Here is a 6,159-nt window from a genome sequence, read left to right as displayed (position 1 = left end):
ACTAGAGAGATAAATGAAACTTTCAAATGGGTTCAAGAAAATCCTCATTTACAATACAAAGCTAAAAAAATTGATGGTTATTATCAAAAGATGAATAATCCTGAGGCTTCAAGACGAGATATCGCAATGGCTTTAGCAGCTTCAGTTTATTTGGAAACTTACTTATTCTATAGTGGATTCTTTTTACCACTTTGGCTTGCAGGACAAGGAGAAATGGTTGCAAGTTGTGATATAATTAAAAAGATTATTGCAGATGAATCGATTCATGGAGTATTTGTTGGATTGCTATTCCAAGAATTGTATAATTCGTTTGATGAGGAAACTAAAGAAGGAATAAGAAGCGAGTTGAATACGTTGCTTTATGAATTGTATGAAAATGAGAGCAGATATACTGATGAAGTGTATGGAGATGTTGGACTTACAGGAGATGTAAAAGAGTATATTCGTTACAATGCAAATAAGGCCCTTATGAATTTAGGATTTGAAGAAGAATTTGAAGTAAAAAATGTAAATCCAATTGTTCTAAATGGATTAAACGTAGAAACAACTCAGCATGATTTTTTCTCTAAAAAATCTACAAACTATGAAAAAGCGTTGGAAGTTGTTCATTTGCATGATGATGACTTTAAATTTGATGATGAAGATGCAGATGAATTGATTTAGGAATTTTAGTTATGAAAATTATAATATCACCGAGTAAAACTAAAAAAATTAATAATTTACCAGTTGAATTGAAAAATATTTTAATTGAGAAGAATGATTTTTATCCAGAAATTCTTTATCCGAGAATAACTAATGAAATTATTGAGCGAATTAGAATGTTTTCTGTAGAGGAAATTGAGAAAAAATTTAAATTAAAAAAAGATAAGGCAGAAAAATTGTTAGAATTTTATCAAAATTATGAAAATGAGAAGAGTGGTAATGCTTTGGCAAGTTATACAGGTGTTGCGTACAAATCTATTGAAATTGATACATTTGATATTAAAGATTTTGAATACTTGGAGTCACATTTAGTAATTTTATCAGCTTTGTATGGGATTTTAACACCGTATACTAATATTAAAGAATATCGGCTTGATATGACAAATTCGATTTTTGAAAATAAATCACTCTATGAAGTTTGGAAAAGTAGTATAAATGAATACTTTGAGGAAGAAGATATTATTTTAAATCTTGCATCAAAAGAATACTCGAAATTGATAAAATCTGATAATTTAATTGATTTTGAATTTTGGAATGATACGAATGGAAAATTAAAACAAATTAGTACTAATTCAAAGAAGATGCGTGGTTTCACTTTGAACTACATTGTAAAAAATCGAATTACAAATATAAATAATTTGAAAGATATTACTTTAAATGAGTATGTTTTCAATAAAGATATGTCAAGTGAGAAAAAATTTGTTTATGTGAAAAGATAATAAAAAAAGTGAATAGTAAAAAAATAATTGTTGAATTTAGAATTTTTATAAAGTTGTAAAAGGAAGGAAAGAATATATGAATAAATTAATATTGATTTTTTTATTATTAGAAATTTTAGGATTTTCAAAAGATAAAATTGCGATGAAAGATAAAAAAATAACTGAGGAAAAAAGAAAATTTTTATTAAAACTTTCAGAACAGGCACCATATAAGTCAGAAATTGGAAATTTAGTAGATTATAATTATATCTGCATTTTTTATAATTAATACAAAATCCCATTTGAATAATGAACTTTTTAGTAGATTAAATCTAATATTTTCTTTTACATAATTAAAATAAATATTCGCTTTTTAAATAGGGAATAGTATAAATAGTTAAAAAAATAGAGAGTTTTAAACACATTCTCTCTATTTTTATTTATACATGTTTATAATAAAAATCAATTCAAAAATTTCCCTTTCACAAATCCCCCAACCTTAACTAACGCTAATAAAACTGTAAGTAACACAATAATCGAAGGGCCTGACGGAATATTCAGTGTGTAGGAAAAATACAGTCCTGATAGTATTCCGATGAATGAGAAAATTATAGACAAAACTATAATTGTAGAATATCGTCTAGCAAGTGAAGCTGCGATTGCCTGAGGGATTGTTAGGATTGAGATTATCAGGATAATTCCGATTGTTTTGATGTTTATTATTATTGCAGAAGATATTAGGATTATCATAAAATAATTTATAAAAGTTACTGGAACGCTATGAATTTTGTAGAAATTTTCATCAAAGCTAGTGTAGATTATACTTTTGTAAAAGATGATAAAAAATATGACTGTAATGATGTCCAGTATTAATAATAAAATTATGTTTAGGCTGTTGGATAAAAGGATGTTTCCAAACAGGTAAGTTGACATATCAGATTGATAGCCAGGCGTCAGGAAAGAAAAAATGATTCCAATAGCCATTCCCATTGACATAACGATACCTATTCCTAAATCCCCGTCAACGTGAAGAGTGTCTTTTAAAATCAAAATTAGTACACCTGACAATATTGAGAAAATCAGTCCAAAAAATAATGGATCTTTTATTGGCAAGTTAAAGAAGTAAATTAGGTAAATTCCTATTCCGATACCGCCGTAAGAGGCGTGGCTGATACTTGATGAAATAAAGACCATTTTTTTATTTACAATGTAAGTTCCTATTATTCCACAGCATATACTTGAAAGAAGCCCGACAATAAGGGCATTTCTCATAAAGGCGTATTCAAAAATTTTTATAAATTCCATATTTCCCCAATCTTTAATAATTTATCTTTAATTTTGTAAATTTTATTTGTGTGAATGTAAATAAGGATTGCTGCATACGTAATCTTCCTTTTTCTCATAAACTCGAATATTGCCTTCTACGACAAAAATTGAGTCGATGTAGTTATAGATTTTTTCAAGTTCGTGAGAAATTACGACTAGCGTTGAATCTGACAATTCCTTTATTTTTTCAAAAAGTTTAAACTCAAATTCCTTATCCAGAAATGATTCTGGCTCATCAAGAAAAATAAGTTCTGGTGAAGAAATTAAGGCACGTGCAATTAATGCTCTTTGAAGCTGTCCGCCAGATACTTCATTTATTAATTTATTTTTCAAATGTGAAATACCAAATTCTTTTAGTAATGACTCAGCTTGTTTTTTTTCATTGTTATTGAATCTTCTAAAAAGATTGCTTTTGTCAGCTAAACCTGAAATTACCAAGTCAAAAATATTAATAGGAAAGGAAGTATCAAATTCTCTTATTTGCGGAAGATATCCAATTTTACTTTTATTTGTAAAAAATTTAATATTGCCAGAATTTTTTTTCAAAAATCCAAGCATAACTTTTATCAAAGTCGATTTTCCGCCTCCATTTCTTCCTAGAATTGCCACATTTTTTCCTTTAAAGATATCTAAATTTATATCGTTCAAAATATAATCATTGCTGTATTTAAAATTAAGATTTTTTACACTCACAAGTTTTTTATTTTGTTCATTAATCATTAAATTTTTATCCTTTCATTTTTTTGTTTTTTAATTAGGCTTGCCTGATGCCAAAAATACAATATAATTAACATATTAAGAATACTGAGCTATCAAGCAAGACTTTTGAATAAAAATTTTTAATCCAGATAATTAACAAATTGTTTTAGATTTTCAAAGACATTTTCCTTGTCAACATTAAATTCAGCCACTTTTGAGTTAGGAATTTCTTTTGAAATAGCTTCAGCACTTTGTTTTGGAAATTGAGGTTGAACTAGGATTGTAGTTACGTTGTGTTTTTTTGCTTCGTCAATGATTTCCTTTATTTGTTGTGCTGATGGCTCTTTCCCTTCATGTTCGATTGAAATTTCTTCAATGGCATAATTTTTTAAGAAATAGTTTAATGCAGGGTGGTAAATCATAAATGATTTTTTAGTTTTTGAAGCCATTTTTTGTGAAAGTTCTGATTTTACTTGATTAAGTTCTGAAATAAAGGCGTTGTAATTTTTTTCAAAAGTTTCTTTTTTATTTGGATAAAGTTTTGATAATTCATTTTTTATATTTTCAGCAACTTTGGGCATCATATCAAATGAAAACCATACATGTGGATCAATTCCTTCATGTTCTTGATGTTCATGTTTTTCATTTTTTCCATGTTCATGCTCGTGTTCGTGATCATGATCTCCTTTGATAAATAAATTTTTATCAACACCATCCAAAACATTAACAATTTTATTTTTATCATTTAAACTATCAGAAATAGTTTCTTCAAATCCTAGCATATCATAAGTAAAAAATACTTTTGAATTTTCTAAGATTCTTAAATCTGAAGGTTTTGGCTCAAATAATTCGTGATTCATATTTGGTTGTACAATGGAGATCACTTCAAAGTCATTTCCTGCAATTTTTTGAGTAAGCCATTTTAAAGGCGGTACACTTGTTACAATTTTTTCTTTTGAACCTGATGTTCCTTGTTCGTTTTTATTGTCAGATGTTTTTCCACAAGAAAAAATAAATAATGCTGATAGCAAAATCAAAGTTAATAATTTTTTCATTTTAATTCCTCCTAAAATATATAATTTGTATTTAGCTATAAAGTAAAATTTTATAGTTATAATTTTGGGGTTAAACTTTAAAATATTTTCACTTTATTATAAAATTAATCACAGTCGTTACATTTTCCTTTGAAAATCGAAAGATGTGATAAAAGTGAAAAACCACGTTTTTTTAGTTCATTTTTTTCTTTTTCATTTTCCTCATTTGAAAATTCAGGCACGATTTCAATATGTTTGCAAGAATCACAAATAAAAAAATTAGCATTTTCTTCTTTAAAATAATATTTCTCATTTTCCAAATCAAATGAAAAAATATGGTTATTTTTTTCCAAAAACTCCAAAGCCCGATAAACAGTTGATAAGTCAAAATCCACTTTTGATTTTAAAGACTTAGCATTTATTGGAGTGTCTAAAGACTGTACAATATCAAGTACTTGTTGCCTTTTTTTAGTTAATTTCATAATAACATCTCCTAATAATAAAAAACGTTTTTTATTTTAGCAAATTTGCAAATCATTTGCAAAATATAACTTATTATATATTAAAAAAACCTATTTGTCAAATGAATAGGTTTTCATATATTTAAATAGTAAAACTGATTTAAAATCAAATAAAAACTAAAAAATTAGTGCGTCACTGCTATAATAACTTTTCCATTAGCACTATTTGATTCTAAATATCTATGTGCCAAAGAAATTTCATCTAATGTAAATATTTTTGAAATACATGGTTTAATATTATATTTTTCAATAAATTCAAACATTTCCTTTATTGTATCTTTATTGACATTTGTACTATCAAATGAAGTTAAATACGACTCTGAAATAATATCAACCAATGGCTCAAAATCTTCAATTATCCAGCCTCCAAGACATCCTGTCATACAGACGATTCCACCTTGCTTTACTAATTTTAGCGATGATTTCAAAGTTGGTCTTCCAATTAATTCCAAAACTTTATCCACGCCATCTGGAAATAATTTTCTTAAATCTTCATCAAAATTTTCATCTCCAACAATCACTTCATCTGCACCTTTTTCCTTCAAAAACTGCTCTTTAGATGCACTTCTGCTCGTAGCGATAACTCTCACATTGATAGCTTTTGCCAACTGAATAGCTGCTAATGCCACCGACCCTGTTCCACCTCGAACTAAAAGTGTTTCTCCTTCCTTTAATTTCAAACTTTTAAAAAGTGAGCCGTATGCTGTATAATAAAGTTCTGGATACGCTGCAATTTCTGACCAGAAAATATTTTTTTCTGTGATTTCTAAATTTTTTGAAAATCTTTCTTTTAACAATTCTTTGCTTTTTAATTCGATATTTTTGAAAAAATCTTTTTCATCAGGCAATCTCTGAACCTCCCACGACTAAAGTCGCAGGGTTCTAAAATCTTTAAAATTATTTAAAAATTTTCTAAGAAGTTTGATAGCTTTACACTACCCTTATTCTTTTAGGCGTGTTCAGCTCACCTCTATTGTATAGGATACTTAAATCCACAACTTTACTTTTCCTTAATATGTTTAATGCTCCATTACAATCTGCATTTAATTGATAGCCTTTACTTGTTTGATATAATCCTCTTTTTATTCTTTTTCCACTGAATATATATTCTTGCGGATTTTCTCTATCATATATTGGAATTTTATCTCCATCAAAGAAACTTGCTTTTGATGTATAACT

At 27.4% G+C, this 6,159-nt stretch carries 8 protein-coding genes and 1 pseudogene; 3 read left to right on the top strand and 6 right to left on the bottom strand.

The features are described from left to right. The 3 genes from ACO409_RS09945 to ACO409_RS09935 all read left to right on the top strand — a co-directional run. The coding region (locus tag ACO409_RS09945) for a ribonucleotide-diphosphate reductase subunit beta (protein WP_485556874.1) at window positions 1-663 on the top strand (663 nt) is incomplete at its 5' end. Between the two features lie 11 nt (window positions 664-674). After that, the gene (locus ACO409_RS09940) at window positions 675-1,421 is read left to right on the top strand and encodes a YaaA family protein (protein ID WP_485556872.1); all 747 of its coding nucleotides are present in this window, start codon (window positions 675-677) and stop codon (window positions 1,419-1,421) included. 76 nt (window positions 1,422-1,497) lie between these two features. After that, a complete protein-coding gene (locus ACO409_RS09935) occupies window positions 1,498-1,689 on the top strand; it encodes a hypothetical protein (RefSeq protein WP_485556870.1) in 192 nt (63 codons plus the stop codon). 173 nt (window positions 1,690-1,862) lie between these two features. Here ACO409_RS09935 and ACO409_RS09930 read toward each other — a convergent pair whose 3' ends face one another. From ACO409_RS09930 to ACO409_RS09905, 6 genes and pseudogenes are all read right to left on the bottom strand, one after another. Next, window positions 1,863-2,672 (bottom strand): metal ABC transporter permease, encoded by an 810-nt coding sequence (locus ACO409_RS09930; protein ID WP_485556868.1) that lies wholly within the window; start codon window positions 2,670-2,672, stop codon window positions 1,863-1,865. A gap of 75 nt (window positions 2,673-2,747) precedes the next feature. After that, window positions 2,748-3,446: a metal ABC transporter ATP-binding protein gene (locus ACO409_RS09925; RefSeq protein ID WP_485556866.1), complete on the bottom strand. Its 699-nt coding sequence runs from the start codon at window positions 3,444-3,446 to the stop codon at window positions 2,748-2,750. A gap of 119 nt (window positions 3,447-3,565) precedes the next feature. Beyond that, the gene (locus ACO409_RS09920; RefSeq protein WP_485556864.1) at window positions 3,566-4,480 is read right to left on the bottom strand and encodes a metal ABC transporter substrate-binding protein; all 915 of its coding nucleotides are present in this window, start codon (window positions 4,478-4,480) and stop codon (window positions 3,566-3,568) included. A 104-nt stretch (window positions 4,481-4,584) separates the two neighbouring features. Continuing rightward, window positions 4,585-4,941 (bottom strand): Fur family transcriptional regulator, encoded by a 357-nt coding sequence (locus ACO409_RS09915; protein WP_485556862.1) that lies wholly within the window; start codon window positions 4,939-4,941, stop codon window positions 4,585-4,587. A 164-nt stretch (window positions 4,942-5,105) separates the two neighbouring features. After that, complete coding sequence (locus ACO409_RS09910) at window positions 5,106-5,828, bottom strand: zinc-binding dehydrogenase (protein WP_485556860.1); 723 nt, start codon at window positions 5,826-5,828, stop codon at window positions 5,106-5,108. A gap of 82 nt (window positions 5,829-5,910) precedes the next feature. Next, window positions 5,911-6,159: pseudogene (locus ACO409_RS09905) on the bottom strand (RNA-guided endonuclease TnpB family protein); the annotation flags it as partial.

Source organism: Leptotrichia sp., assembly GCF_057270615.1.
Note: the sequence above shows the minus strand (reverse complement) of the source record. Positions and strands in the feature narration are given on the sequence as shown.